The sequence below is a fragment of the Nocardia sp. NPDC059240 genome (genome assembly GCF_042753865.1).
In the GTDB taxonomy this organism is placed as follows: Bacteria; Actinomycetota; Actinomycetes; order Mycobacteriales; family Mycobacteriaceae; genus Nocardia.
The window spans coordinates 592,798-616,433 of record NZ_JBHZAC010000005.1 but is presented as its reverse complement, the minus strand read 5'-3'; the positions used below and the strand labels follow the sequence as shown (position 1 = coordinate 616,433).

The 23,636-nt window shown below is 67.1% G+C and carries 23 protein-coding genes; 12 read left to right on the top strand and 11 right to left on the bottom strand.

What is annotated here, in order from left to right:
• Positions 1-68: 68 nt before the first annotated feature.
• The 3 genes from ACFXHA_RS21630 to ACFXHA_RS21620 all read right to left on the bottom strand — a co-directional run bounded on the left by ACFXHA_RS21630 (position 69) and on the right by ACFXHA_RS21620 (position 2,912).
• The gene (locus tag ACFXHA_RS21630) at positions 69-677 is read right to left on the bottom strand and encodes a class IV adenylate cyclase (RefSeq protein ID WP_379359345.1); all 609 of its coding nucleotides are present in this window, start codon (positions 675-677) and stop codon (positions 69-71) included.
• Positions 652-1,479: a hypothetical protein gene (locus tag ACFXHA_RS21625; protein ID WP_379359343.1), complete on the bottom strand. Its 828-nt coding sequence runs from the start codon at positions 1,477-1,479 to the stop codon at positions 652-654. Before ACFXHA_RS21625 ends, ACFXHA_RS21630 begins: the two co-directional genes overlap by 26 nt.
• Positions 1,480-2,162: 683 nt before the next feature.
• Positions 2,163-2,912 carry a lysophospholipid acyltransferase family protein gene (locus tag ACFXHA_RS21620; RefSeq protein WP_379359341.1) on the bottom strand — a complete coding sequence of 250 codons (750 nt, stop codon included), beginning with the start codon at positions 2,910-2,912 and terminating at the stop codon, positions 2,163-2,165.
• Between the two features lie 168 nt (positions 2,913-3,080).
• Here ACFXHA_RS21620 and ACFXHA_RS21615 point away from each other — a divergent pair, with 168 nt between their 5' ends.
• Positions 3,081-3,878: a hypothetical protein gene (locus tag ACFXHA_RS21615; RefSeq protein WP_379359339.1), complete on the top strand. Its 798-nt coding sequence runs from the start codon at positions 3,081-3,083 to the stop codon at positions 3,876-3,878.
• Between the two features lie 45 nt (positions 3,879-3,923).
• Positions 3,924-5,468, top strand: a complete 1,545-nt coding sequence (locus ACFXHA_RS21610; RefSeq protein ID WP_379359641.1) for a Rieske 2Fe-2S domain-containing protein — start codon at positions 3,924-3,926, stop codon at positions 5,466-5,468.
• On the opposite strand, the gene ACFXHA_RS21605 is transcribed toward ACFXHA_RS21610, so the two are convergent.
• The 5 genes from ACFXHA_RS21605 to serS all read right to left on the bottom strand — a co-directional run bounded on the left by ACFXHA_RS21605 (position 5,438) and on the right by serS (position 11,773).
• The gene (locus ACFXHA_RS21605; RefSeq protein WP_379359337.1) at positions 5,438-6,058 is read right to left on the bottom strand and encodes a MauE/DoxX family redox-associated membrane protein; all 621 of its coding nucleotides are present in this window, start codon (positions 6,056-6,058) and stop codon (positions 5,438-5,440) included. The two genes, ACFXHA_RS21610 and ACFXHA_RS21605, sit on opposite strands and share 31 nt — an antisense overlap.
• 127 nt (positions 6,059-6,185) lie before the next feature.
• Positions 6,186-7,178, bottom strand: a complete 993-nt coding sequence (locus tag ACFXHA_RS21600; protein WP_379359335.1) for a DMT family transporter — start codon at positions 7,176-7,178, stop codon at positions 6,186-6,188.
• Positions 7,144-8,472, bottom strand: coding sequence for an MFS transporter (locus ACFXHA_RS21595; protein ID WP_379359639.1), 1,329 nt, complete (start codon positions 8,470-8,472; stop codon positions 7,144-7,146). Before ACFXHA_RS21595 ends, ACFXHA_RS21600 begins: the two co-directional genes overlap by 35 nt.
• A 97-nt stretch (positions 8,473-8,569) precedes the next feature.
• Positions 8,570-10,438 carry a putative bifunctional diguanylate cyclase/phosphodiesterase gene (locus ACFXHA_RS21590; protein ID WP_379359333.1) on the bottom strand — a complete coding sequence of 623 codons (1,869 nt, stop codon included), beginning with the start codon at positions 10,436-10,438 and terminating at the stop codon, positions 8,570-8,572.
• Positions 10,439-10,513: 75 nt separating this feature from the next.
• The gene (gene serS / locus ACFXHA_RS21585) at positions 10,514-11,773 is read right to left on the bottom strand and encodes a serine--tRNA ligase (protein ID WP_379359331.1); all 1,260 of its coding nucleotides are present in this window, start codon (positions 11,771-11,773) and stop codon (positions 10,514-10,516) included.
• Positions 11,774-11,934: 161 nt separating this feature from the next.
• Here serS and ACFXHA_RS21580 point away from each other — a divergent pair, with 161 nt between their 5' ends.
• The 6 genes from ACFXHA_RS21580 to ACFXHA_RS21555 all read left to right on the top strand — a co-directional run bounded on the left by ACFXHA_RS21580 (position 11,935) and on the right by ACFXHA_RS21555 (position 17,567).
• Complete coding sequence (locus tag ACFXHA_RS21580; RefSeq protein ID WP_379359329.1) at positions 11,935-13,524, top strand: GMC family oxidoreductase; 1,590 nt, start codon at positions 11,935-11,937, stop codon at positions 13,522-13,524.
• An 81-nt stretch (positions 13,525-13,605) separates the two neighbouring features.
• Complete coding sequence (locus tag ACFXHA_RS21575; protein WP_379359327.1) at positions 13,606-14,769, top strand: septum formation family protein; 1,164 nt, start codon at positions 13,606-13,608, stop codon at positions 14,767-14,769.
• A 19-nt stretch (positions 14,770-14,788) separates the two neighbouring features.
• Positions 14,789-15,142: a metallopeptidase family protein gene (locus ACFXHA_RS21570; RefSeq protein WP_379359325.1), complete on the top strand. Its 354-nt coding sequence runs from the start codon at positions 14,789-14,791 to the stop codon at positions 15,140-15,142.
• A gap of 82 nt (positions 15,143-15,224) precedes the next feature.
• A complete protein-coding gene (locus ACFXHA_RS21565) occupies positions 15,225-15,536 on the top strand; it encodes a PE domain-containing protein (RefSeq protein ID WP_379359323.1) in 312 nt (103 codons plus the stop codon).
• 16 nt (positions 15,537-15,552) lie between these two features.
• The gene (locus ACFXHA_RS21560) at positions 15,553-16,752 is read left to right on the top strand and encodes a PPE domain-containing protein (protein WP_379359321.1); all 1,200 of its coding nucleotides are present in this window, start codon (positions 15,553-15,555) and stop codon (positions 16,750-16,752) included.
• Complete coding sequence (locus ACFXHA_RS21555; RefSeq protein WP_379359319.1) at positions 16,749-17,567, top strand: ESX secretion-associated protein EspG; 819 nt, start codon at positions 16,749-16,751, stop codon at positions 17,565-17,567. Before ACFXHA_RS21560 ends, ACFXHA_RS21555 begins: the two co-directional genes overlap by 4 nt.
• A 2-nt stretch (positions 17,568-17,569) precedes the next feature.
• On the opposite strand, the gene ACFXHA_RS21550 is transcribed toward ACFXHA_RS21555, so the two are convergent.
• The 3 genes from ACFXHA_RS21550 to ACFXHA_RS21540 all read right to left on the bottom strand — a co-directional run bounded on the left by ACFXHA_RS21550 (position 17,570) and on the right by ACFXHA_RS21540 (position 19,732).
• Positions 17,570-18,232: a histidine phosphatase family protein gene (locus tag ACFXHA_RS21550; protein WP_379359317.1), complete on the bottom strand. Its 663-nt coding sequence runs from the start codon at positions 18,230-18,232 to the stop codon at positions 17,570-17,572.
• The gene (gene pheA, locus ACFXHA_RS21545; protein WP_379359315.1) at positions 18,229-19,146 is read right to left on the bottom strand and encodes a prephenate dehydratase; all 918 of its coding nucleotides are present in this window, start codon (positions 19,144-19,146) and stop codon (positions 18,229-18,231) included. The genes ACFXHA_RS21550 and pheA overlap by 4 nt, the downstream gene beginning before the upstream one ends.
• 166 nt (positions 19,147-19,312) lie before the next feature.
• Entirely contained in the window at positions 19,313-19,732 is a 420-nt protein-coding gene (locus tag ACFXHA_RS21540; RefSeq protein WP_379359313.1) for a hypothetical protein, read from the bottom strand.
• A 106-nt stretch (positions 19,733-19,838) separates the two neighbouring features.
• On the opposite strand from ACFXHA_RS21540, the gene ACFXHA_RS21535 reads away from it, so the two are divergent.
• From ACFXHA_RS21535 to ACFXHA_RS21520, 4 genes are all read left to right on the top strand, one after another.
• Entirely contained in the window at positions 19,839-20,609 is a 771-nt protein-coding gene (locus ACFXHA_RS21535) for a DUF2470 domain-containing protein (protein ID WP_379359311.1), read from the top strand.
• Positions 20,610-20,628: 19 nt separating this feature from the next.
• Positions 20,629-21,423, top strand: coding sequence for a CPBP family intramembrane glutamic endopeptidase (locus ACFXHA_RS21530; RefSeq protein ID WP_379359309.1), 795 nt, complete (start codon positions 20,629-20,631; stop codon positions 21,421-21,423).
• Positions 21,424-21,605: 182 nt separating this feature from the next.
• Positions 21,606-22,865, top strand: a complete 1,260-nt coding sequence (locus ACFXHA_RS21525) for an LCP family protein (protein ID WP_379359307.1) — start codon at positions 21,606-21,608, stop codon at positions 22,863-22,865.
• A 169-nt stretch (positions 22,866-23,034) separates the two neighbouring features.
• Complete coding sequence (locus ACFXHA_RS21520) at positions 23,035-23,583, top strand: ferritin (RefSeq protein ID WP_379359306.1); 549 nt, start codon at positions 23,035-23,037, stop codon at positions 23,581-23,583.
• The last annotated feature ends 53 nt before the right edge of the window (positions 23,584-23,636 follow it).

The window sequence follows — 23,636 nt, the reverse complement described above, 5'->3', positions numbered from 1 at the left end:
CAACTTTCAAGATCCTCAACGGAAGCTTGGGGCTCCCCGTCAACTGCCACCAGGCCTGTGGCGCAGGACTATTCGGCTCGGCGGCGCAGGGCCACCGCGTCGGTGTAGAGCTCGGTGGTCAGCTGATCGGGGGAAATTCCGAGATCGTCGAGCACCGAACGCAGATCGGCCAATGCGGCACCGAGATCGTCCTCGGTTTCCGTCATGGTTTCGAGTTCCAGAAATGTTCCGTCGAGCTCGGGAACCGTGACGATGGTTGCGAGCATCTCGCGTCCCGCTGCCTTGAAGCGGTGGTTCTCGCACAGCTTCGTGAAGGAGAGCCGTGGCCGATAACCCAGTCTCTCGACAATCTCTTCCATGGTCGCGCGATCACCAACGGTCGTCTCGTACTCCGGTTTCGACCCGGTCGCGGCGTCGACGGCCGCATCCTTGAACGTCAGAATGGAGCGGGTGGATTCGGCGGAGCCACTGATCGTTCGGAGCCGCAACTCGCGGCCGGCTCGGCTGAGGGCTTCGATAGCGTCATCGAAATAGGTGTCACTGTAAGTGACACGGTCAGCCACCGAAAGCGCCTGCAATTTCTCGCGAACTCCAGCCGGATCAGTAAGACGAGCTTTGTATTCCGCTTCGATCACTGTCGCTCCGCATCGTTCAGATGAGTCGGCTTGCTCCGGCAAAGGTCTGCGCCATCGTACGAACGAACGCGTGGTGCAAGACCCCACGATCGTTTGCCTCGATTCGATGGGCCGGGGACGTGTGCCCTTCATGACGATGAGTGAACGCGGACACGAACAAGATGCCGTCGATACTGATGATCCGCCATACGGGCGCATGATCGTAGGTGTACAGCTCGATATGCCTTCCGCTCGTAGAGAGCTCCCTGATCCGCGCAATCGCCAGTCGAATACCGGCGGAGAAGGACTCGGCCGATTCTCCGATCTCTGCGGAACGATGGACAGCCGCTGCGGAATCCGGACTCAGGAGCAGTACGCGCAGGCGCACTTCGGTGGAAAGTGCGTCACGCAGCAACGAGTCATTGAGACCGAGGATGCCCAGACCTCGCACGGCCATCACATCGATCGTCGCCGCCGCCGATGCGAGATCTCGAATCTCATCGGCGGCCTCGGCTTGTGACCGGTACGTCCTACTGATCTCACTCAGGCTGGTCAGGGTCATCCGAGTGTCCGCGGCCGGGGCCAAACCTAGGCTCATCCGCGCGTGATCGGGCATGTTCAGGCCATTGGCGAGTCGCTCGAATGTTCCCAGGGCACTGACAATCCGCTTCCGATTGATCAGCTCGTTCACCCGCCCCTGTGACAGCTCCAACGCGGTGGCAAGGCGCTGCTGACTTACGCCCGTATGCCGTTGTACGAGTTTGAGCAGGCCGGCTATGTCCCGCTCCCGCAGTGCGGCTTGGACAGCTTCTTGATTCCACATCTGCGCCGGAACAACGACCGGCGCGAAGGACTCCCCCTGCATCGGCTCTCCCAAAGGTCGCCCAGCAAGCCATGTCTGCTTATCTCACCGTGAGATTAACAGTGTGGCACATGAGATCACCACCGTGTGATCGAACCCGGCCGCCATTCGCGGGTTAATTGACTACACGTTGGATTCGACCGAATCGGGGTGTTTCACAGTGCTTTTGGAAACATGGACACTCGTTATCGCCACGACCTCCTGGATTGCCTTCGTCGCTGGTGTGCGCTGGAGTCTCGGCGCCGACCGCCCTCCGCAGAAGCCGTACCGCGCGCACGGTAGGCACCGGGCGGTGAGGGGATGACGAATCCGTATATCGCTCCCGAAGACTTCCCGCGGCGTCTACCCGAGAGCAAGGAAGGAGGAAGCGTGAACAGGTTGCCGGAGTGGGCGAAAGTGGCTGTGGCTGTGCAGTTTCGGGTGAGTGGGCGGGAGGCGGTTGAGTGTCGGATCGAGCGGGCCGGGGAGCGGGGGATCGTGTTGTCGAACGGGGAGGGGTTGGGCATTTGCGGCGTGGAAACAGCGATGACAGTAGCTATTTCGAGAAGTTCGATGCTCGTAGGAACGTTCGGAAGACGGTGCGGCGCGGGGATGGCACCGGCGGGCGGTGAACGGGATGCGGTCTGCCCCCGGGGGTGCTCCGCCCCGGGGACAGACCATATTTCGTCGGCCTGGGAGGGGCCGCGTTATTCGGGCTGGGTGGCGCGGCGGGCGGCCTTTTCCTCGGCTTCGGCGGCGTCCATGGCGTTGGCCTCTTCGAGGGTGGGGGCGGTGCCGCCGAGGCGGGCGGGGACCCAGTAGGCGCCTGGCTCGTGGGTGTAGTCCTGTTGGAGGTCGAGGAGCATTTCCTGCATGGTCGAGTGCAGTTGCTCGGTCAGGGCTGCGGCGGGTTCGAATGGTTGGATCGGCTTACCGACCGCGATGAAGACCGGGGTGTTGGTGCGGCCCAGGCGTTTCGGGAAGCCCTTGGTCCAGACTCGTTGGGCGCCCCAGATGGTCATGGGGATGATGGGGACACCGGCTTCGATGGCCATGCGGGCCGCGCCGGACTTGAAATCCTTGATTTCGAAGCTGCGGCTGATGGTGGCTTCGGGGTAGACGCCGACCAGTTCGCCGGAGCGCAGTCGGCGCACCGCCTCGTGGTAGGACTCGGCGCCCGCACCACGGTCGACCGGAATGTGCTTGAGGGCGCGCATGATCGGGCCGGAGATGGAGTTGTCGAAGACCTCCTTCTTGGCCATGAAACGCACATAGCGCTTCGTGGCGCGGGCGGGCAGGCCCGCGTACGTGAAGTCCATGTAGCCGGTGTGGTTGATGGCGATGACCGCACCACCGGTCGCCGGAATGTTGTCTTCACCCTTGACGGTGAACTTCAGGCCCTGCAGCGCGAAAATGGTGCGGGCCAGCCCGATGACGGGGTAGTAGACGGGTTCCACAAGTCCGCTAGCGTAGTCGCTGCCCGCGCGGCATCCAGTGATCCAGGTAACAGCAATCCAGTTGATGTGACTTCTCGACACTGAAAGAGGTTCGCCCGAGTGGAAAACTGCCCGACAGCACTGCGTGAACGTCTCCGCAAGGGGCTGGTCGGAACTCTGATAGTCGGGTTGACGTGGCTGGCGAACGGCTGCGATTCCAGAGTCGGGATCGAAGGGACGGACTGGGAAGCGGACTCCGGCGAAACCACGGAGACCACCACCCTCGCACCCAGTACGACCCCCGCCTCGATCGACGGAGTGGGCGCGGTACCGGGCAAACCCGAAGCCGCCGCGGCGATCGCGCGCTGGTCCGCCGACCTGCGCGGCAAGGGGATCGACGAGGTGGCCGAACGCTGCTGGACCATGGCACCGCGCAATGTGCGCAGCATGTACGCCGACCCACAGGCCATCCGCGAGGCGCTGACCGGACCGGGCGTGACCGACGGCACGATCGTGACGTGGCAGAACGCCGCACTCACCGTCACCGCGCAGGACCGCGACATCGCCACCGGATACGCCTGCCCGCACGTGTATCCGACCGGCGGCGAGCCCGGATCCACTGCCCCCAACGCACAGTTCAACGATGCCGACGCGCGACACACGGTGCGGCGCTACCTATCCCGGGCGATCGGCAAACCCATCGATCCGAGCGATCGAGAGGACGCGTACCCGCTGATCTGCGCGGCGGGCCGCACCTGGGATCCCGACGGGAGCGGCAAAGCGGTCATGGTGCCGCTGGCCGTGAACCCGGCGAAGGCGGGCACGGTAAAGACCTTCGTGGACGATTCACTCAAGTCGGAGTGGCCGCGCGGCGGCTACATCACGGTGTCGGTCCCCGTCACCACCGGCACGGGAAATCAGACAAAGCAGATATACACCTTGAAGTCCGGCTCCGAGGGTTACTGCATCGGCGACGTCTCCGGCTAGCCAGTACTCTGGGTGGCTGGTAACGGTCAGGGAGGAATGAAGCTCGTGCAGATCACCAGCGTCGGACACGCCGGGTTCCACATTCGAACCTCGGCCGGGACGATCCTCTGCGACCCGTGGGTCAACCCCGCTTACTTCGCATCGTGGTTCCCGTTCCCCGACAACACCCAGCTCGACTGGGACGAGCTCGGCAACTGCGACTTCCTCTATGTCTCGCACTTGCACCGCGATCACTGGGACGCCAGGCATCTCGCCGACAAGGTGAACAAGGACGCCACCGTCCTGCTGCCCGACTACCCGGTGCCGGATCTGAAGCGGGAGCTGGAGAAGCTCGGCTTCACCAAGTTCGTGGAGACCGAGGACTCGGTCAAGACCACCATCACCGGTCCGGGTGGCGACCTGGACATCATGATCATCGCGTTGCGTGCGCCCGCCGACGGCCCGATCGGCGACTCCGCCCTGGTCGTCGCCGACGGGGAAACCGTGTGCTTCAACATGAATGACGCGCGGCCGGTCGACATGGATGTGCTGCACGACAACTTCGGGCACGTCGACATCCACCTGCTGCAGTACTCGGGCGCCATCTGGTACCCGATGGTCTACGACATCCCGACCAAGACCAAGGCCAACTTCGGCAAGCAGAAGCGCCAGCGCGGCATGGACCGCTGTCGCTCCTACATCGAGCAGGTCGGGGCCACCTGGGTCGTCCCCTCCGCCGGACCGCCGGTCTTCCTCGACGACGAACTGCGCTACCTCAACGACGATCGCGGCGACGAGGGCAACATCTTCCCCGACCAGATCGTGTTCCTGGAGCAGATGCGCATCCACGGCAACGACGGCGGGCTGCTCATGATCCCCGGCTCGACCGCGGATCTGCGTGGCAAGGAACTGAATTCGCTCACCCACCCGGTCGACCCGGACACCATCTACGGCGACAAGGCAGCCTACATCGAGGACATGGCCCAGCGCCTGGCCCCCGTACTGGCCGCCGAGAAGGCGAGTTGGGCTCCCGCCGAAGGCGATCCGCTACTGCCCGCGATCAAGGCCAAGTTCGAGCCGATCATGGCGCAGTCCGATCTCATCTGCGACGGCATCGGCTATCCGGTCAGCCTGGTCATGGGCGACGAGACCGTGGTGCTGGACTTCCCCAAGCGGGTGGTGCGCGAACCCGTCGAGGGAGAAGGCAAGCACCGCTACGGCTTCCGCATCGCACCCGAGCTGGTCCGCACCGTGCTGCGCGACGACGAACCCGACTGGGTCAACACCATCTTCCTGTCCACGCGCTTCACCACCTGGCGCATCGGCGGATACAACGAATTCCTCTACACCTTCTTCAAATGCCTCACCGATGAGCGCATCGCCTACGCCGACGGCTGGTTCTCCGAGGCGCACGACGATTCCGCCTCCACCGAGCTCGACGGCTGGGAAGTGCAGCGCCGCTGCCCGCACCTGAAGGCGGATCTCTCGAAATTCGGTGTGGTGGAGGGCAATACCCTCACCTGCAACCTGCACGGCTGGCAGTGGGACCTGGAATCAGGCCGCTGCAAGACCTCCAAGGGTCACGAGCTGCGCTCGAAAAAACTGGTCTGACCAACAGATTCGGAGAGCCGTCCCGACATCCCGGGGCGGCTCTCTGCGTTCGGCGCCAGCGCATCCAAACGGCGGCGCAGTGAACGCAACTCGGCCCAGAGCGAGACCAACACCGCACCGAATCCGGCGGCGACCGCCATCGCCACCGCACGATCCAGCGGCAGCACGCCCGGCACCTGCGGATCCGCCAGGGTAGCCACGACCGTCCACCCGGCCAAGGCGATCAAGGCGATATTGCGGATCACGGTGCCGCGTCCGATCGGCGCGGCACTACCGGCACCGAAACAGGAACAGACCGGGCGCTTTCCATATCGGAGCAGTCGCACCACCGCGCCGGTGAACATGCCGAGCAACAGGATCGCCACCAGCAGCGCGGGCGCGGCGGTCCACGGCGGCACCAGCGCCACCGCCACCAGCGCCTCGATCGCGGGCAGGCCCCACGTCACGGTCGGCACCCAGGCCTGGGGTATTCCGAACTCCCCCACCGCTTTCCGGGTACCCGACGCATCGGCGAACTTTCCCCACGCCGACAGTCCGAATACGACGGCCAGCACCAGACGCGCGGCCCACACCGCGTAGTCGACAGCCATACCGCACCATCGCACACTCACATGGACAGCGAATTACGAATACCTGGAACAGCTTTCATATAAGACGCTGGGAAGCGCGGCTGAACGGCCCATCCGGCACCCGGATTCAGCACATGATCGGGGTTTCTCAGCCTCGCGAACGCGCGGCGGCCGCGACGGCGACGAAGGTCAGCAGACAGCCGACGACCGCCCAGACCGACAGACCGGTCCCGGTCGGCGCGACCACATCCAGCACCAGCGCCGCCAGCAGCTGACCCGCCACCGAGGTCAGGCCCAGCAGCAACACTCCGATCCAGCGCACCGTGAGCACCGCCAGCGCCACGAACACGATCCCGATCAGACCACCGAGATAAAGCCAGGGGGCCGTAGGCAGTTGCCCGAATCCACCGCGATGAACGAGCACCACGGCCTCGATGACCACCAGCGCGGCGGTACCCGTCGCGAAGTTCGCGAGCGTCGCCGAGAACGGTCCGCCAACCACTCCGACCCGGCCGTTGACCGCCTGCTGCCACGCCACCAGCAGCCCCGCGATCAAGGGCAAAGCCACCAACAACACCGACGCACCGTGCCCGCCGCCGATCGAACCGGACCCATTGCGCCCCAACGCCGCAAGCAACACCGCCACCATCCCGAGCACCGCCGCACCGATCCGCCACGCCGTCACCGGCGTCCGCCCACCCGGCCCCCACCCCAGACGATCCACCACGAGACTGCTCACCACCTGCCCCGCCACCGCCGCCACGGTGAACGCGGTCACCCCGATCGTCGCCACCGTAAGCCCCTGACCCGCAACGAAAAACGCCCCCGAGAGCCCACCCAACAGCTGCCACCAGCGCAACTCCCCCGACCTCAGCGCAACCCGCACCCGTCCCACCCCAGCGCGCAGCTGCCCGCTGCAAGCGAACACCACCGCCAGAATCAGCAACCCGCTCCCGAAACTGATCGTCGCGGCAGCAATCCCATCCCCCAGCCGATGCCCCAACTCCCCATTGATCCGCGCCTGCGTCGCCACGGCCACACCAATGGACCCCCCGAACCCCAACCCCACCCACCGCCGCACCGCCACCGCCCGATTCTCCCCGGCCCTATTCGCCACTCCCAACCGACCGCCCTGATTCATCGAATTCCTCGACCGAACCGTCCTGACCGGGCGCGGGCAACCAGGTCGGGACCAGCGCGGCGGCCAACAGCAGCGGGATCCCCAGCAGGGCGACCATGACCGGGATCGGAAGCCAGGTGGAGGCCAGCGCAGCGAAGCCGAAGACCAGCAGGGCGATCACCTCCGTGGAGAAGCCGGACACCGAGGTGACCGTGGCACGGGCGGGACCGGTGATGGCTTCCTGCAGCCTCGCCGAGGCGATCACCTCCGCGTTGTAGTCGATGCCGTAGGCGACGCCGACCGCCGAAAAGCCCACCGCCATCAGGACGTACATCGCGGCCGGATGGTGGGCCGCCGCACCAGCCAGCAGCGAACCGCCGATGAACAGGACTCCGGCGACCGCCAGCGCCACGGCCATGGTGGCGGTCCGCATGCCCTCGGTGCGACCGGCCAGTAGGGAACCCGCCAAGGATCCGGCCACCGTGACAGCGACCAGGATCGCGGCCAGGGACGGTCCGGCACCAGCGTGATCGGCCAGCAGCGCGAAGTATTCGTCGAAGGCGGTCATACCGTTCAACAAGGCGACCAGCATTACGCCTCGGCGAATCATCCGCACCTGCACAGCTTCTCGCAGACCTGCACGAAGCATGGCGACGTAGCCCGTCGAATCCGGCTGCGGCACTGCGCTTCCGGCACAGTCCGGCCACCGGTTCTCGTTATCAAGTTCGTCGCCGTCCTCGGCCTCCTCCAGGTCCTCGACGTCGGCAGCGGATATCGATTTCGGCGCGCTCGGCAGCGTGACGGCACAGACCGTATGCAGCACGGCCATCGCGACACTCGACCAGGCCACGAGCGCATAGCCGCCCAGTGCATAGAGAGGTGCGGCGGCGAGAATGCCGAGGAGAGCAGCGGATTCGGCGGCGGCGCGAATATAGCCCATCAGACGCGGGTAGACGCGGGTCGCGGATCGGGCGGTGAGGTCGTCGTAGATCAGCGCCTCGAAAGTGCCGGAACGCAGCGAGCCCGAAGCGCCCCACAGGACGAAACCGGCGGCGAAGCCCAGGTAGGTCGGGTACAGAGTCCAGGCGAGGAAACCGGCGGCGAGCAGTGCGCCGGACAGGATCAGCAGACCGCGTCGCGACACGGTGTCGGCCCACGCGCCGGAGGGGATTTCCAGGACGAACGAGGTCGCCGACCAGATGGCGAGCAAAGAAGAGATCTGCGCGGCGCTCAGTCCGTGCGCGGCGAAAAGCAGGGCGTAGAGGGCGTAAAGGGGGATCAGGTCCGCGGTGAAGGCGAACAGGACCGCGCGCAGGGCGAGGGCACGCGTCGAGCCCGCGCGATCGGGGCGGGCTCGGGAGACTCCACTACGAAGTAGGGATCAACAGACGTAAACGAGCAAACGCATGTGATCAACCCTGCGCGCCGGGTGCTCCCCCGTCAAGCGGATTGTCCATCGGGATCCAGCCATTGGTGTTCGGCTCGCCGTCCGAGATCGCCGCGCCGACCAGGCCGTGGCGGTCGTTGAGATCGTTGATCAGCTCGGAGACCGGATGCGAATCGCTGTAGTGGTAGCCCTGGGCCAGCGCGAAACCGAGCTCGGTCAGCACTGCGGCCTGGTACTCGGTTTCCACGCCCTCGGCGATGACCTGCAGATCCAGGGACTTGCTCAGCGCCGCGATCACACCCAGCAGCGGCGGGGCGGGGGAATCGGAGCGGATGGCCGCCACGAACGACTGATCCACCTTGAGGATGTCCGACGGCAGCGTGGCCAGGCGGCTCAGCGAGGAGTAACCCGTCCCGAAATCGTCGATGGCGATCCGCACCCCGCGCTCACGCAGCTTGTGCAGATTCGCGATGGCCGTCTCGGATTCGGCAGCCAGCTCGGATTCGGTCACCTCGAGCACGAGTTGCTCGGCGGGCCAGCCGGTTTCGGTGAGGATGCCGGAAACCCGGTCGGCGTACTCGGTTTCGGCCAGCTCGAGGCCGCTCACATTCACATTCAAAGTCAGATCGAGCTGGGCGAAGGTCTCCTGCAGCCGGGCGGCGTCCGCGCAGGCGCGGCGCAGGACCAGCTCGTCCAGATCGGAGATGAGGTCGTATTCCTCGGCCACCCGGATCAGGCCCTCGGTGGTGACATCCGGCTGCGCGTGCGAGGACCAGCGCAGCAGCGCCTCCACCCCGACCGCGCGGGTCGCACCGTCCGAGAGCGAGACGATCGGCTGATACTGCACGTCCAAGGTGCCGCGATCGATGGCCTCGCGCAGCTCCACCGCCAACGGCAGCTGCCGCGACGACTCCAGCACCGTGCGATTGCGGCCGGCCTGCTTGGCCCGGTACAAACCCACATCCGCGCGCGACACCAGCAGCGAACCGGATTCGCCCGGCTGCCAGGAGGTCACACCCGCGGAACACCCGGTGGTGACCGCCGCGCGCAATTCCTCGGTCAACAGGATCGCGGCCTGCTCGGTGGTGCCGGGCAGCAGCAGCGCGAAGGCGTCACCGCCGTAGCGAGCCAGCCGCTGATCCGGTGCGAGCAGCTTCGACCAGGTGTCGGCCACCCGCTGCAGCACCGCGTCGCCGGCGCGGTGGCCGAGGTGATCGTTGATCTTCTGGAAGCGGTCCAGATCCACCAGCACCAGCGCCAGCCCCTGACCGGTGCGGGTGGCGTGCGCGATGGCATTGCTCAGCGCCCGATCGAAACCGCGCCGATTCAGCAGACTCGTCAGCACATCGATATCGGCGTCCGACGCCATGCGCGTCAAAATGCCGACCACGATGCCGATCCCGAAGGTGATGCCCGCCGGAATCAGACCCGACCACCACGGCAGCCCCCGCGAGGGGACCACCCACAGACAGCAGGCGATGGCGAACGCCAGATGCGCGCCCAGCCAGCGCCAGGAGAAGAAGATGGCGGCATCACAGGCGACGAACACATAGAACGCCGCCAAGCTGATCGCGCCGACCGTGTTCGGAAACCAGTGCACCGCAACGGTCACCAAGACCGTCGCCGTCGCCACATAGGCGTGATGCACCGAATGCGGCAGCCGCGGACCCCAGATGAGCAGGCTGATACCCAACAGCAGCGCGACAAACGCCGCCACACCCACCAGCGGCCGATTGCCCTCATCACCCGGAGCGACGGCCGTCAAGATCAGGCCCAGCAGCCCGCCCATGACATAGAACGCTCCGGTGGTCCGAGCCATGACCATTGCCGTCGCCAGCGCCGATGCCGCCCGCACCCGGGTTCGGGTATCGCCGCGAGACCCGATTCCTCGCACGCTGCCTAGCCTAGACATAAGCGCAGCCGGCAGTAGACACAACCGCCGGAATAAGCCACGCCGAGTAGCGAATACTCAGCGAGGCTTCAACACGTCGGTACCGACGAAAGGCACCAGCGCAGCGGGCACCCGCACCGAACCGTCGGCTTGCTGATGGTTTTCCAGCAACGCGACAATCCAGCGCGTTGTCGCCAAAGTGCCATTCAGGGTCGCGGCGGTCTGCGGCTTGCCGTTCTCGTCCCGGTACCGGACATTGAGCCGACGGGCCTGGAACGTCGTGCAATTCGAGGTCGAGGTGAGCTCGCGGTAGGTCTGCTGGGTGGGAACCCAAGCCTCGCAATCGAATTTGCGCGCCGCCGAGCTGCCCAGATCACCGGCCGCCACATCGATGACGCGGTACGGCACGTCGATGGCCGCGAGCATGTCCTGCTCCCAGGCCAGCAGCCGCTTGTGCTCGGCATCGGCCTGATCCGGCGTGGTGTAGACGAACATCTCCACCTTGTCGAACTGGTGCACGCGAATGATGCCGCGGGTGTCCTTGCCGTAGCTGCCCGCCTCACGACGGAAGCACGACGACCAACCGGCATAGCGCTTCGGGCCCTCGCTCAGATCCAGGATCTCACCCGAGTGATAGCCCGCCAGCGGCACTTCCGAGGTGCCGACCAGGTACAGGTCGTCCTCCTCGAGGTGATAGACCTCCGCCGAATGCTGCCCCAGGAAGCCGGTGCCCTGCATGATCTCCGGGCGCACCAGCACCGGCGGAATCATCATGGTGAAACCGTTCGCGGTCGCCTTCTGCGCGGCCAGCTGCAACAGGCCCAGCTGCAGCAGTGCGCCGTAACCGGTCATGAAATAGAAGCGCGAACCCGAAACCTTCGCGCCGCGTTCCATATCGAACAGGCCCAGCGACTCACCCAGATCCGTGTGGTCCTTGGGCTCGAAATCGAATTCGCGCGGGGTGCCGATGTGGTCGAGCACGATGTAGTCGTCCTCGCCGCCGGCGGGCGCGCCCTCCTGCACCACATTCGACAGCGCGCGCTGGGCGGCGACCATATCGGCGTCGGCGGCGTTCTCGGCGGCCTGGGCCTCCTTCACCTTCGCCGACAGCTCCTGCCCGTACTTCAGCAGCTCGGTGCGCTCGTCCGGGGAAGCCTTGCCGACCTTCTTGCCCAGCGTCTTCTGCTCGGCACGCAGGTTGTCGGCCGTCGCGACCGCGGCGCGACGGGCGGCATCCGCCTCGAGCAGGGTGTCCACCAGGGACGGATCCTCACCGCGAGCACGCTGCGACGCACGAACCGCTTCCGGGTTTTCCCGCAGGAATCGAAGGTCGATCATGGGTATTGAGCCTAGTCGGCGGCCGCCAATGGATTTCGTGTAGGTCCGGCCCGATCCCGTCCATCCACCCCACGACGGGCCGATTTCCGACCTAGGGTTAGCCGTATGGGACGGCAGGCAGCCCGGCAGTGGCTCCGCCGTGGTCTTTCGGAGGAGTCACGATGACCCAATACACCCCGCATACCGCCGATTTCGTCGTCGTCGGAGCCGGATCCGCGGGGGCGGCACTGGCCGCACGATTGAGCGAACGACCGGGCACCAGCGTCGTGGTCCTGGAGGCGGGCGGCGAGGACAAGGACAAGTTCGCCCACATCCCGGCCGCGTTCAACCAGCTCTTCCAAACCGATTACGACTGGAACTACCGCACCGAGCCGCAGCCCGAACTCAGTGACCGCAAGGTGTACTGGCCGCGCGGCAAGATGCTCGGCGGCTCCTCCTCCATGAACGCCATGATGTGGGTGCGCGGCTTCGCCGCCGACTACGACGAATGGGGCCGTGCCGCCGGACCGGAATGGTCCTTCGAGAACGTGCTGCCCTACTTCCAGAAGCTGGAGACCGTCGAGGAGGCCAGCGAACCCGGCGAGGGCCGCAGCGGACCGCTGCACATCTCGCGGCAACGCAGCCCGCGCGCGCTCACCCACACCTACCTGCAGGCGGCCGCCGAAGCCGGGTACCCGGTCGAACGCGCCAACGGTGATCGGCCGCAAGGGTTCTCACAGACCATGGTGACCCAGAAGCGCGGTGCGCGCTGGAGCACCGCCGACGCCTACCTGCGGCCCGCCCGCCAGCAGGGGCGCAATGTCACTGCCATCACCGACGCCCACGTCACCCGGGTGCTCTTCGACGGCAAGCGCGCCATCGGCGTCGAATTCAAGGTCGGCGGGGAGACCAAGCAGATCAGCGCCAAGCGCGAGGTCATCCTCTCCGGCGGGGCCATCAACAGCCCGCAATTGCTCATGCTCTCGGGCATCGGCGACGCCGACCGGCTGCAGGATCTCGGCATCCCCGTCGTGCACCACCTGCCCGAGGTCGGCCGCGGGCTGCGCGACCACCTGGCCGCGCCCATCGTCTACCGCACCCGCGCGGGCAGCCTCTTCGGCGCGGACAAGAACCTGCTCGAAGTAGCCAACTACATGCTGCTGCGGCGCGGGCAGCTGACCTCCAATGTCGGTGAGGCGTACGGGTTCACGCGCAGCCGCGAGGACCTCGACCTGCCCGACCTGGAACTCATCTTCGCGCCCGCGCCCTATATCGCCGAGGGTCTGGGCGATCCCGACGGGCACGCGCTCACCTTCGCCGCGGTGCTGCTCAAGCCCGAATCCATCGGCAGCATCACCCTCACCTCGCCGGATCCGTTCACCGCGCCGCGCATCAGCCCGCGCTACTGCGCCGAACCCGCCGACCGCGCCGCGCTGCTCGCGGGCCTGCGGCAATGCGTCGAAATCGCCCACCAGCCTTCGTTGAAGGAACACATCGGCGAACTCATGCAGCCCGCCGTCCCGTCGGACACCCCGATGGAGGAGGTGCTGCGGCGCTGCCTCGAGGACCACTCGCACACGCTGTACCACCCGGTCGGCACCTGTGCCATGGGCAAGGACGAGTCCAGCGTGGTGGATCCGCAGCTGCGGGTGCGCGGAATCGAGGGGCTGCGCGTCGCCGACGCCTCGGTGATGCCGATCATCACCCGCGGCCACACCCACGCGCCCGCGGTCATGATCGGCGAGAAGGCGGCGGATCTGATCCTGTCGTAAACACTTCGGGGGGTGCGAAGATCGGCGGCAATGCCGATGGTTCGTGGCGTGGGCGGGAGGGCACTGCAATGATGGGCACCGATGCCTGAGCAAAAGATGCCTCCGCAGTGGCCCGCGCCTCCGTCTTCGCAGCGCCCCGGGCCGCCGAACCGTCGCAAGCCGACGGCGCTGGATGGATTGCTGAAGCCGTTGCGGGCAATGGAATCCAAGCTCGATCGCAACGGGCCGCTGTCGGCGTCGACGGTCCGGTGGGGGCTGCTGGCGATGGCGGTCGGTGTCACGCTGGCCGTGCTCATCACCATGTTCGTCTCCAACGGCTTCGACTCCAATCGGGTGAAGGCGCACGCGCCGGGGGCCGCACAGCCCACCGGCGCGGTCGCGGGCGCGGCCTTCGGCACCGCCAAGGAAGGCGACTGCCTGACCTGGACCAAGACCAATGCGGGCGACCTCACCAAGGTGGACTGCGGCGGCAAGCACCTGTTCGAGGTCACCGCCGACATCGACCTGAGCAAGTACCCGGGCAAGGAGTTCGGGCCCGGCTCCCGCTTCCCGGACTCGCTGCGGTTCTCCGAACTGCGCGACGAGCACTGCGTCAGCGCCGCCCAGGAGTACCTCGGCGGCAAGCTGGATCCGCGCGGCAAATTCGTTGTCGGCCTGATCAATCCGGGTGAGGCGGGCTGGAAGGCGGGCGAGCGCACGCTGCGCTGCGGCCTGCAGGTCTCCGGCAGCCAGGGCGTCGCCACCAAGCCCATCACCGGCAGCGTGCGCGATATCAACCAGTCGAAGGTCTACGACATCGGCACCTGCATCGGCATCAAGTCCAACCTGCCGACCGATCCGGTCGACTGCACCCAGCCGCACGCCTTCGAGATTGTCTCCACCGTGGACCTGGCCACCCACTTCACCGGCGGCCCGCCCTCGAAGGACGATCAGGACAAGTTCATGGAAGACCAGTGCGCCAAGGACGCCGGCGACTACCTCGGCTCCCCCGACGCACTGCGCAACAAGACGCTGACCCTGTTCTGGGATGCCCTCGACGCCCGCAGCTGGCTGGCCGGATCGCGCAGCCTCAACTGCATGGTCGGCAAGGGCGCGGACCAGGAGGGCTTCGCCACCATCACCGGATCGGCCAAGGGCGACATCCAGATCGACGGCCAGGCCCCCGTCCCGCCGCCCAACAACGGCCGCTACACCCCGCCGCCACTGCCCGGCGCGGCCCCGCCGGTTATCCCTCAGCCACGTTGATCGGACGGTAGCCGCCACCATGCCCGTCGTCATGCCGGACGACCGCTTCGAGGAGTTGGTCGGGGATGCGCTCGACTCGATTCCGTCGGAATTGTCACAGGCGATCGAGAATGTGGTCGTGCTCATCGAGCCACGCAGCGACGAGGACCCCGACCTGCTCGGTCTCTACCACGGCATCGCCCTCACCGAGCGGGACTTCAGCCACTACGGGGGCGTACTGCCCGACACCATCACCATCTATCGCGAAGCCATCCTCGAGATGTGCCACAGCGAAGAAGAGGTGGTCGAAGAGGTGGCGATCACCGTGGTTCATGAGATAGCCCACTATTTCGGGATTGACGACGAGCGCCTCCATCAGCTGGGATGGGGCTGAACAGCGGCGCTGGGAACCGATCAGCAAACCTCTGCGTCCAAGCTTTCATAACCGGGGTGGAACGTAGAAGGGATCCCGATCCATGGTTGGCCATGTCCTCGTGCAGCCCGAGGTGATCCTCGCGGCGTCCCTCGAACTCGACCTGCTCGCCGAACGCCTGGCCGCCGCCGCGAGCGCGACCGCGCCGGCGACCCACGTGCTCCCCTCCGGCACCGAAGAGGTGTCCTTCCTGGCCGCCACACACTTCAACACCGCCGCGTTCACCCATGACCATGCGGTCGCCCAGGGCATTCTCGAGCTGCATCACGCGGCCGCCACCCTGCGCAGCCAACTCGCCCAGTACCTGGCCCAGGACGCCATGCGCGCCGCCGGGCTGGCCGCGATCCAGGTGTAGAAGGGGAGATACACGCATGACGCTGGGAATCACCGGGGTGTTCTGGCTGCCCCGCATGGCCGAACTGAATTCCGTCACCCTCAATGCCGGTGCGCACGCCATTCCGATCATGGCCGCCAACACCGCCTGGAGCGCGCTCACCGCCTCCTGGGTGGACGCCACCACCACCGTGGCGCGGGTGATGGCCGAGATCGGGGTCGGGCTCGAGGGTGTGAACGGCCTCAATGTGCTGGCCCGCCTGGGTGTTTTCACCGGCTGGGCCGAACAGCAGGCGGTCATGTCGGGGATCATGGCGGCCAAGTCCGCCGCCAATGCCACCGCCTACACGGTCGCCTCGATCGCCATGCCGAGCCTGCCCGAGATCGCGATCGTGGAGGCCGCGCGAGTGGCCGCCTACTCCAGCGGCGGCGCGATGAACGGCACCGCGGAGGCCGCCGAGGCCGCCAAGCTCGCCCTCGACATCCGGGCCGCGCTGGTGATGGAAACCTATGAGGCGGCAACGAGTTTGATGGTGGCCACGCCCGGCCAGTTCCTCATGCCGCCGCCCATCGCCATGGGCGCGGGCTCGGCCAATGCGGGCGGCGACGCCTTCGGCAACAGCAGCGATCCCATCCAGGCGGCGCTCGGCGCGGCCGCGGCCCTGGTCCAGAATCCGGCCGTCACCAGCGCACTGTCCCAGGTCGCGCAGGTGGCGGGGACGGTGGTGACCAGCGGTGCCTCCACCGCCGGAAACGTTGCGACCACGGCGATCACAAGCATCGCCAATGCGGTGACCCAGACCGCCGGACTGCCCGGGGCGGGCATGCCCGCCATGGCGGGCGCGGGCGTCGCGACCGCCGGCGCGGGCGGGGCGGCGCTGGCCACCCAGGCCGTGTCCTACGGCGGTGGCGTCGGCACCTCGGTGAACATCGGCAATGGCGGCGGCACCCTGCGCCTGCCCGACGGCTGGGGCTCGGGCGTGGGTAACGGCCTCGGAAACGCCGGTGGCGCAGTACCTTCCGTCGCGCCCGTGGCCGAACCGGTGAGCATGGCGACCGCTCCGGCATCGACCACCCCGGTCCGGTCCTCCGGCACCAGCCCGCTGCTCGGCAGCCAGGGCAGCGACGATGAGGATTCGCACCAGGGCCAGGATTACGGGCGCTCGGTGGAGGTCTTCGCCGACGGCCGGGTCATCGCGCCCGCCGTCATCGGCGGCGATCCGCTGGCCGACCGGTGACCGTCCTCGGCGCGAGCGGCGGCCCGTCGCTGCTGCGCTCGGTCACGCTGTCGCTGGACGAAATGCAGTATCTCCAGGAGACATTGGGGATCGACGAACTGCCCGTGGTGCTGAATGCCGTGGGCCGCTACGACAATGCCGCCGACCACGACGCCGCCATGACGGCCGCGGCCGCCGACCTGGCCGAACGCGACCTGCTCGACGGCGACCAGGTGCATCCCGAACTGGCACAACGGTTGCGGGTGCTCTACCAGCCGCACTGGGTGCTGGCGGTGCGCTGGTACGTGGCGGGCCAGGTCAACCGGTTCTGTCTGGCCAAGGGCGACGACCTCGAGGTGGTGGCGCTGCGCGGTCCGGACTCCTACGTCCTCGACGAGGCGAGTCATGATCTGGCAGGGACCGTACTGGCCGCCCTCGGCCTGGCCGAACCGCTCGAACTGGCCGGAATGAACGCGCCCACCGCGGATCTGGTGCCCATCTTCGACGACGCGGGCGACGCCACCACCACGGCCGCGCGGCTGACCAAGGTGTGCCATCCGGCACGCGACGCGCAGGCCATCGCTTCGGCTCTGGTGCAGATGGATTCGCATGCGGAGATCGTCGGCGTGGTCTACGGGGACGGATCCCGGGATGTCGCCGACAACCATGTCGCGGTGTACAACACCCGGCACGGCCGCTTCCTCGCCATCAGCACCAGCGCCGATGACGGCGCCAAATGGACGTCCTTCGCCAGCGGCACGCCTGCTCGCTTCCGCTCGGCATTGCAGGGTCTGCTCGAATCCCTGCCGCTGCGAACGGAATTCCCCAGCTCGTAGGGTCAGCCCATCGGATCATCGCCGGTGGGGTCGATCGCGTCACCGAACGGTGCGGTGTAGCGGCCCCAGCGGGTGCACTCCCAGAGCCCGTCACCGGACGGCAGCAGTTCGATCGTCTCGGTATTGTCCAGGTGATTGTTGGCGGCGAAAAGCCTCGGCACACCGGTCAGTTCGCGCGACACCAGGCGCATGGCCGCACCGTGGCTGACCAGGACGACATCACCGGCCTCCGGATCGGCCAGATATTCGTCGCGAATGCGTTCCAGCGCGGGGATATAGCGGGCGAGGACCTCCTCGCCGGATTCGCCGCCCGGCACCCGTAGCTCCAGATCGCCGAAATGCCAAGCGTGATAGACCTTCTGGAACTCCTCGTGCGCCGCCCTGGTGTTCAGGCCCTCCAGGTCGCCGAGCTGCACTTCCTGCAGATTTTCCAGCACTTCCAGTGGAACACCGGTGGCGGCCTCGATGTAGCCGCCGGTCTGTCTCGCGCGTAGCGCCGCCGAGCAGAACAACCCTCGCGGCGGAGCCGTCAGACTCGCGCCGAAGGTCTTCGCCTGTGCCACACCGCGTTCGGTGAGCGGCAGGCCCGGCAGCCGGGTGTCGAGGATCTTGCCGACATTGCCCTCGGTCTCGCCGTGCCGGACCAGGATGAGTTTGCCGGTCACAGGTCGGCCACCCCCTTCTTCAGATCGGCCAGCCAGGCCGCGGCGGGTGCGTCCGGCGGCGGCGGTGTACCGGTGGCCGAGGTGGCCGGCCAGGAACCGAGGAAGCGGATCCGGGCGGCGGTGCGGTGCAATGCCTTCAGGGCCTCGGCCACCGCGGTGTCGTCGATGTGTCCGACGCAGTCCAGATAGAAACGGTAGGTGCCCATGCCGGTCCGGGTCGGCCGGGACTCGATGCGGGTGAGATCGATGCCGCGGGTGGCGAATTCGGCGAACGCGCGCATCAGCGAGCCGGGCTCGTTGGCCAGCTCCAGCACGAAGGACGTGCGGTCGGTCCCGGTGCGGGCGGGCGCGGGTTGCGGGGCGGCGACCAGCACGAAGCGGGTCACGGCCTGATCCACATCGGCCACGCCGTCGGCCAGGGTGGCCAGACCCAGGCGCTGCCCCGCCAGCGAGGTGGACACGGCGGCATCGGCGTGCCCCGCGGCCACATCCTCGGCCGCGGCGGCATTCGAGGCGGACACGTACATCTCGGCCAGCGGCATATTGACCGCCAGCCACATGCGCACCTGCGCGGCGGCGACCGGATAGGCCGCGATGCGCCGCACCTCGTCGATCGCCAGGCCGGGGCGGCCGACGATGGTGAAGGCCACGTCCAGATCGGTCTCGGCGAGAATCTGCAGCCGGGGTCCGAGCGCCAGCGCGTCCAGCGTCGGCGCGATGGAACCCTCGACCGAGCTCTCGATCGGCACCACCGCACCCTCGGCCTTACCGGCGCGCACCAACTCGATCGCCGCGCCCTGACTCGGGGCCGGGACACGCTCGACCGGCCCCTCGAAGGCTCCGAGGGACTCCAGCTTGGCGAGGGCCATCTCCGTAAAGGTTCCCGACGGCCCGAAGTAGGCGATGCGCGGCACGGTTACGACAGTACTTGCGTGTGCGGGGTCACCCCCGGCTTTGGCCAACTCCTGGGTAACTTCGCACCCCCGACGGCAGCTCCGCCGCAGGTCGCCGAGCAGCGGCCGCGCAGCCGTACTCAGTTGCCGAGCACGCTCACGCTCAGTTGCCGAGCACGCTCAACGCTCAATTGCCGAGCACGCTCAATGCGGCGGTGACCGCAGCGACGTCCTCGGTCTCGATGGCCAGCAACACCTCACGCAACGCCTCGATCGCAGGCGGGCGCAGACCGGTGAGGAAGCCGACATCCGGGCCGGCCAGCGCGGCGAGGATGTCATCGCCGATGAGCGCCGCGACGGTCGCGGCGATCCCGGCCAGGGCGCGTTCACCGGAATCCGCGCGCGCCACGAACCCGCTGTCGCCGTGCACGATTCGCACCAGGAACTCCGAGACCGCGACGTCGCCGAGCGACAGATCCAGCACCTCGAGGCCCGGATCCGCCGAGACCGGGCGGACCAGATCCTCGGTCAGCCCGCGCGCCGGGCGCGGCGGGACGGACAGGCTCAACGCAACCGGCTCGGGCGCGTGGGACGAATCATGTGGCACGACTTCACCGTAGCGATGCGCCGCGGCTTTTCCGGTACGTACCACTTGCGCACGCGATCTCCGTCACTTAGCTTAGGTTTACCTAATTCCGATTCCGGAGGTGTGTATGCCACACGCGGCCCAGGTCGTCGCACCCACTACCGCCGAACGCGTGCACAGCGCCTGCGCGCACGCCGAGAGCGCGATGCTGGCACTGCCCGGCCTCGACCCCGTGCCCACCTCGGTGCATCTGCTGCGGCACTGCGGCGACATCGTGGTCGCGGTACCCATGAACTCCACCGCCGCCGGACTCGTATTCGGCTGCGGCACCACGGGATCGCCCGCGGTCCTGGAACTCACCGACGAGGCCCCGCTGGCATTGCGCGAACGCATCCGCGCGCTGGTGTGGCTGCGAGGCTGGGTCTACACCGTGCCCTCGCACGCTCAGCGCGCGCTGGCCGGGGCGGTCGCCGCCGACCACCCACACCCGGCGCTGCTCGATGTCGGCCACACCTCCATCCTGCTGCGACTGGTGATCGATTCGGCCGTGGTCGCCGACAAATCCGGCGCGGACTCGGTCGACCACGACGGACTGCGCGACGCCCGGCCCGACCCGTTCTGCGCCCTGGAGGCGGGCTGGCTGCAACACCTGCAGGCCGATCACGCCGACGTCATCGACCGGATGGCACGCCGCCTGCCGCACGCGCTGCGCCGCGGCGCGCTCATCCATCCGCTGGCCATCGACCGCTACGGCGTCACCCTGCGGGTCGAGGCCGTCGACGCCGATCACGATGTGCGTATCCCCTTCGAGCACCCCGCCGACGACATCGACTCGCTCAGCCGCGCCGTCCACGCCCTGGCGGGCAACCCCTTTCGCGGAGGCGTGCACCGCATCTGAGACCGCCTAGATTGGCGGCATGGTTTCGGCTGATCCTGCGCCCGCGTGGCCCGCGCCCGAATCGTCCGAACAGGGGCGGCGGGCGATCAAACTCGAGATCGCGGTGGTGCTGGTCGTCACCTTCGGGCTGAGCGGGGCCAATGCGGCACTGTCGCTGTTGGAAAGCGCGCTCTCCCCAGAAGGGGTGGGCGGGCAGACAGTGGCGCTGAACGCCTCCCGAGCCACGCAGTCCACCATCGACCTGCTGTTCCAGCTGCTGGGCGTGGCCCGGCTGCTGGGCTGGGCGGCGCTGGGGCTGTACCTGTTGTGGCGCAGCGGAATCGCGCCGCAGGCGATCGGGCTGGTGCGACGCCTGCGCTGGCGCGCCGACGTGCTGCCTGGACTGGTACTCGCCGCGGTGATCGGAATCCCCGGGCTGGGGCTGTATTTGACGGCGCACGCGCTGGGCGTGAGCGTCACCATCGTGCCCAGTTCGCTCGAGCACTGGTGGCGACTGCCCGTGCTGGTGTTGTCCGCATGGGCGAACTCGGCGGCCGAAGAGGTACTCGTCGTCGCCTGGTTGATCACCCGGCTGCGGGCACTGGGTTGGAGCGAGAACCGGTCACTGCTGGCCTCTGCCCTGCTGCGCGGCAGCTACCACCTGTATCAGGGCCTCGGCGGCGGGCTCGGAAACGTGGTGATGGGGTTGATCTTCGGGCGCTACTGGCAGCGCACCAACCGGCTGTGGCCACTGCTGTTGGCGCACGCGCTCATCGACACGATCGCCTACGTCGGGTACACCTTCCTGCGCGGACACGTCTCCTGGCTGCCGTAATCCAATCGGAATGAGCCACGCGGGCACCTCGGTCGGTACTGTCGCAGGTGATGAACGGCGACGACCCCCAGCACTTTGCACGGATGCGCCGGGAGCCGCCACCGGGACGCCCGGGCGAGCCCCCGCACCATCCGCCACGCCCATCGGCGAATTACCGGCAATCACCCGATTCCGGACCCGAGATGGAACCGACCCAGGTGATCCGGCGCAACGAATCCGGTGCACCCCTGGCCTATTCGCAGGTGCCGCCACCCCGGCCACCGGGCAATCGGATGCCACCGCCGGGTAATCGCGTTCCGCCACAAGGCAATCGAGGTCCGATCCGCGAACCGGCACCCACGGGTTACGCGCCGACGCAGCGACCGGAACCCTTCCCGGACGCACCGCGCCGCGCCGACGTACCGCCGCGCACTCCCCCGCCACCGCCCCCGGGCAAGCGCCGGGGTGGCGGCGATCGCCCGCCGCGTGGATCGCGACCGCGGAAGAAGCGGCACTGGTTCCGCTGGATCCTGTCGCTGCTGCTGGTGCTGCTCCTGCTGCCGATCGCCGCGGCCATCTATGTCGACACCCATCTGACCCGGATCGACGCGCTCGCGAACTATCAGGGACGGGTCGGCGACACGCCCGGGACGAATTGGCTTCTGGTCGGTTCCGACAGCCGCGCGGGACTGACCAAGGAACAGGAAGCGCAACTGTCCACCGGCGACGCCTCCGACGTCGAGGGCGAGCGCACCGACACCATCATCCTGGTGCACATCCCCAAGTCGGGGCGGCCGACGCTGGTCAGTATGCCGCGCGACTCCTACGTCAGCATTCCGGGCGTCGGCAAGGACAAGCTCAATGCCGCCTTCGCCGTCGGCGGGGCGAATCTGCTGGTCAAGACCGTGGAGGGCGCGACCGGCGTACACATCGACCACTACGCGCAGATCGGCTTCGGCGGCTTCGCGAATATCGTCGACGCGGTCGGCGGCATTCAGATGTGCCTGGACTCGCCCATGAACGATCCGCTCGCCGGGATCAACCTGCCGGCGGGCTGTCAGACGCTGTCCGGCCCGGAGGCGCTCGGCTTCGTGCGCTCTCGCGCGACCCCGCGCGCGGACCTGGATCGCATGCTCAACCAGCGAAAGTTCCTCAGCGCCCTGCTGAAGAAGGCGGCCAGCCCTTCGACCTTGGCCAATCCGTTCCGGTCCTGGCCGCTGGTGCGGGATCTGACCGCGGCGCTGAAGGTCGACAACGGTGCGCACATCTGGAATCTGGCGACGCTGGGCCGGGCCTTGAACGACAATCCGATCGCCACCACGGTGCCGGTCGGCGGGTTCGAGGATGTCTCGGGCAGTGGCAATGTGCTGCTCTGGGACAAGACGAAAGCGAGTGCGTTCTTCGACGCGCTGGCCAAGGATCAACAGCTGCCGCAGGACTTGATCACGACCGTCGGAAGTTAAGCGATACCTCCGCATTCGCTCCGGCCGTGCGCAGGCTGAGGACGGCTACGCCGGCAGCGCCAATTGGCGAATCACGCAAAAAATTAGGCAATACTTGCCTCAATTAGGTTGTGCTCAATAAGGCTGGGCTTGGATGACACGTGCTTTGACCGGGATTAATCTCGTCCGCATGTCCACCCGAACCCAGACGAAGCGCAGCAAGTTCCAGGCCCTGCTCCAGGACCAGATCCGCAATGAATTCAATGCCGAACACCAGTACATCGCGGTCGCGATGTGGTTCGACAATGCCGATCTGCCCGTTCTGGCCAAGTACTTCTACAAGCAGGCCGTCGAAGAGCGCAATCACGCGATGATGATCGCGCAGTATCTGATCGATCAGGACATTGCCGTCGAGATGCCCGGAATCGATTCGGCCACTTCACAGTTCGCGAATGCCAAGGAGCCCCTCGCCCTGGCGCTCGCCCAGGAGCAGTCGGTCACCGATCAGATCGTCCAGCTCGCCAAGACCGCCCGGGAAGAGGGCGACTACCAGGGCGAGCAGTTCATGCAGTGGTTCCTCAAGGAACAGGTCGAAGAGGTCGCGACCATGAAGACGCTGCTCACCGTCGCCGAGCGGGCCAGCGCCAATCTGTTCGATCTGGAGAATTTCGTACAGCGGGAAATGAGTGGCCCGAAGGACGCCGGTGGCGCTCCGCACGCAGCGGGTGGCTCGCTGTAATTTCGCATCACAGGCCCGGTCCGTTGCGCTGGACCGGGCCTTTTGCGTTTCGA

Excerpts from the sequence above, each read along its gene's own strand:
- ACFXHA_RS21625 (WP_379359343.1), bottom strand. The coding sequence starts at position 1,479 with ATGCAGGGGGAGTCCTTCGCGCCGGTCGTTGTTCCGGCGCAGATGTGG.
- ACFXHA_RS21605 (WP_379359337.1), bottom strand. The coding sequence starts at position 6,058 with ATGGCTGTCGACTACGCGGTGTGGGCCGCGCGTCTGGTGCTGGCCGTC.
- ACFXHA_RS21600 (WP_379359335.1), bottom strand. The coding sequence starts at position 7,178 with ATGAATCAGGGCGGTCGGTTGGGAGTGGCGAATAGGGCCGGGGAGAAT.
- serS (WP_379359331.1), bottom strand. The coding sequence starts at position 11,773 with ATGATCGACCTTCGATTCCTGCGGGAAAACCCGGAAGCGGTTCGTGCG.
- ACFXHA_RS21580 (WP_379359329.1), top strand. The coding sequence starts at position 11,935 with ATGACCCAATACACCCCGCATACCGCCGATTTCGTCGTCGTCGGAGCC.
- ACFXHA_RS21575 (WP_379359327.1), top strand. The coding sequence starts at position 13,606 with ATGCCTGAGCAAAAGATGCCTCCGCAGTGGCCCGCGCCTCCGTCTTCG.
- ACFXHA_RS21570 (WP_379359325.1), top strand. The coding sequence starts at position 14,789 with ATGCCCGTCGTCATGCCGGACGACCGCTTCGAGGAGTTGGTCGGGGAT.
- ACFXHA_RS21565 (WP_379359323.1), top strand. The coding sequence starts at position 15,225 with ATGGTTGGCCATGTCCTCGTGCAGCCCGAGGTGATCCTCGCGGCGTCC.
- ACFXHA_RS21560 (WP_379359321.1), top strand. The coding sequence starts at position 15,553 with ATGACGCTGGGAATCACCGGGGTGTTCTGGCTGCCCCGCATGGCCGAA.
- ACFXHA_RS21535 (WP_379359311.1), top strand. The coding sequence starts at position 19,839 with ATGCCACACGCGGCCCAGGTCGTCGCACCCACTACCGCCGAACGCGTG.
- ACFXHA_RS21530 (WP_379359309.1), top strand. The coding sequence starts at position 20,629 with ATGGTTTCGGCTGATCCTGCGCCCGCGTGGCCCGCGCCCGAATCGTCC.
- ACFXHA_RS21525 (WP_379359307.1), top strand. The coding sequence starts at position 21,606 with ATGGAACCGACCCAGGTGATCCGGCGCAACGAATCCGGTGCACCCCTG.
- ACFXHA_RS21520 (WP_379359306.1), top strand. The coding sequence starts at position 23,035 with ATGTCCACCCGAACCCAGACGAAGCGCAGCAAGTTCCAGGCCCTGCTC.